3 protein-coding genes are annotated in these 2,192 nt (G+C 69.8%); 1 reads left to right on the forward strand and 2 read right to left on the reverse strand.

What is annotated here, in order from left to right:
- Positions 1-981: epoxide hydrolase family protein (locus PV363_RS17450; protein ID WP_301023040.1), on the reverse strand; the 981-nt coding region annotated here is incomplete at its 3' end.
- 62 nt (positions 982-1,043) lie between these two features.
- On the opposite strand from PV363_RS17450, the gene PV363_RS17455 reads away from it, so the two are divergent.
- Entirely contained in the window at positions 1,044-2,021 is a 978-nt protein-coding gene (locus PV363_RS17455; RefSeq protein ID WP_301023041.1) for a WYL domain-containing protein, read from the forward strand.
- Positions 2,022-2,071: 50 nt separating this feature from the next.
- Here PV363_RS17455 and PV363_RS17995 read toward each other — a convergent pair.
- The coding region (locus tag PV363_RS17995; protein WP_366525515.1) for a cation-transporting P-type ATPase at positions 2,072-2,192 on the reverse strand (121 nt) is incomplete at its 5' end.

A 2,192-nucleotide genomic window follows, 5' to 3' on the forward strand; every position in this document is an offset into this window, starting at 1 on the left:
GGTCTGCGCTGCCGCCATCTGCTTCCACGCCTGGATGCCCTCGTAGGTGGCGTGGGCGGAGGTGGCCCCAGCCTGGCGGAACCAGTTCAACGAGACGTTGGTCAGGAGCTGGTCGCGGTCGACAGCCTCGTCGGGCAGCTCCGCAGCGGGATCGGTCCACTCGTGGAACTTCTCGACGATCCAGGCCAGCTGACCGACGGGCGAGTCGGTCAGCGCGTACGCGATCGTCTGCGGCCGGGTCGCCTGAAGGTGGAAGTAGCCGAAACCTTCGTCGCGGTCCTTGTTGAACCGCACGATGCGGTCGCGGTCCGCGCCATCGAGGTCGTCGGGGTCGAGGGCCGGCCCGAACGGCGTGCCTGCGGAGGTCCCGGTCAGGTGCATGCCGACGACCTGCCCGGGCGCGATCATCGCAAGCATGCCGGCGACGCCGGCTCCGGCGTCTGTCGCCTGGAGGCCGTACCTCTCGTAGCCGAGGCGACGCGCGAGCTCCGCCCACGCCTGCGCGACCTGGAAGAGGTTGCCCCATCCCGCGTGGAAGGGCGTGGACAGGCCGTACCCGGGCAGCGTCGGCACCACCACGTCGAACGCGTCGGTGGACTGCCCACCCGACCGTTGCGGGTCCGCGAGAGGCTCGAGGACCCGGAGGAACTCGACCGACGAGCTCGGCCAACCGTGCGTCAGCATCAGCGGCATCGCGTCGGACTCCGATGACCGGACGTGGAAGAAGTGGATGTCCTGTCCGTCCACCGTGGTCACGAACTGGGGGATCGCGTTCAGACGGGCCTCCTGGGCCCGCCAGTCGAAGTCGTTCAACCAGTAGTCGGTCAGCGTCGCCAGGTAGCCGGGCGGCACTCCCCTGGCCCAGTCGGAACCCGCCGAGAAGTCGGGCCATCGCGTACGGCGAAGCCTCTCGTGCAGGTCGTCGACGCTGCTCTGAGGAATGTCGATCTGGTACGGCCGGATTGCTGCGCTCTCGTCCATCTCGTGACGGTAGAACGACATGCGGAAGATCTCCTTCCGCGTTTTCAGGGCAGGATAAAGGAGTGCTCTCGACCTCAGCACGCCTGCTGCAGCTCCTGTCTCTCCTGCATTCGCAACGTGACTGGACGGGGTCGGCGCTGGCAGCGCGCCTCGAGGTGAGCACGCGGACCCTGAGGACCGACGTCGGCCGGCTTCGCAGCCTCGGCTATCCGGTGGAGGGCGTCCCGGGTGTGGCCGGCGGATACCGCCTCGGTGGAGGCGCCGCGCTTCCGCCGCTGCTCCTCGACGACGACGAGGCGTTGGCGGTCGCGATCGGTCTCCGCACCGCGGTCGGGGGTTTCGCCGGGTTCGAGGGCACGGCCATGAGCGCGCTGGTCAAGGTCGAGCAGACGCTCCCCGCTCGGCTTCGTCACCGGCTCGAGGACCTCGTGGCGGCCACGGTCGCGCTGCGGACGGAGTCGTCGGCCGTACCGGTCGAGCGGCTCACCGCCATCGCCGACGCCGTGCGCTGCCGCGAGAGCGTGCGCTTCGGCTACGAAGACAGCGACGGAGTCTCGACACTCCGTACGGCTGAGCCCCACCGGCTCGTCCACACCCGTGGCCGCTGGTACCTCGCGGCGTGGGACGTCGCGCGTACGGCGTGGCGGACGTTCCGCGTGGACCGCATGCGCCTGCGGACACCGAACGGGCCACGCTTCCTCCCGCGAGACGAGCCCGACGGTGACCTCATCGGATTCGTCGAGCGCACGCTCGGGACAGTGACCTGGCAGGTCAGGGCACGCGCGCGCGTCCAGGCGCCTGCGGCGCGGATCATTGCACGGGTGCCAGCCGCTGTGGTCGTGGAGGAAGTCGACGTATCGACCTGCATCGCTCACGTGGGCTCCGACTCGTGCGATCAGCTGGCCCTGTGGCTCGGGCTCCTCGACGCCGACTTCACCGTCGACGGACCGGCTGAGCTCGCACCCGCCCTTCGTCGCGTCGCCGCGCGCTACGGCCGTGCGGCCGACGCCGCCGAGGACGATCGGTCTGGCTCCGCCTGAGCCGGGTGAGATCGTAGATCAGATATCCCCCGCGCTCGTGGCGAGAACCCTCAGCGAGAAGGTGTGGGACGCGCACACGACGACGGCGGCTTCTCGGCGGCGATCTCGTTCGGCCCCTCCGACGTCAGCCTGATCTCCGCCTCGACGACGCTCAGTCCCGTGCTGGCGTCC

The organism is Mumia sp. (genome assembly GCF_028803055.1).
Lineage (GTDB): Bacteria > Actinomycetota > Actinomycetes > Propionibacteriales > Nocardioidaceae > Mumia.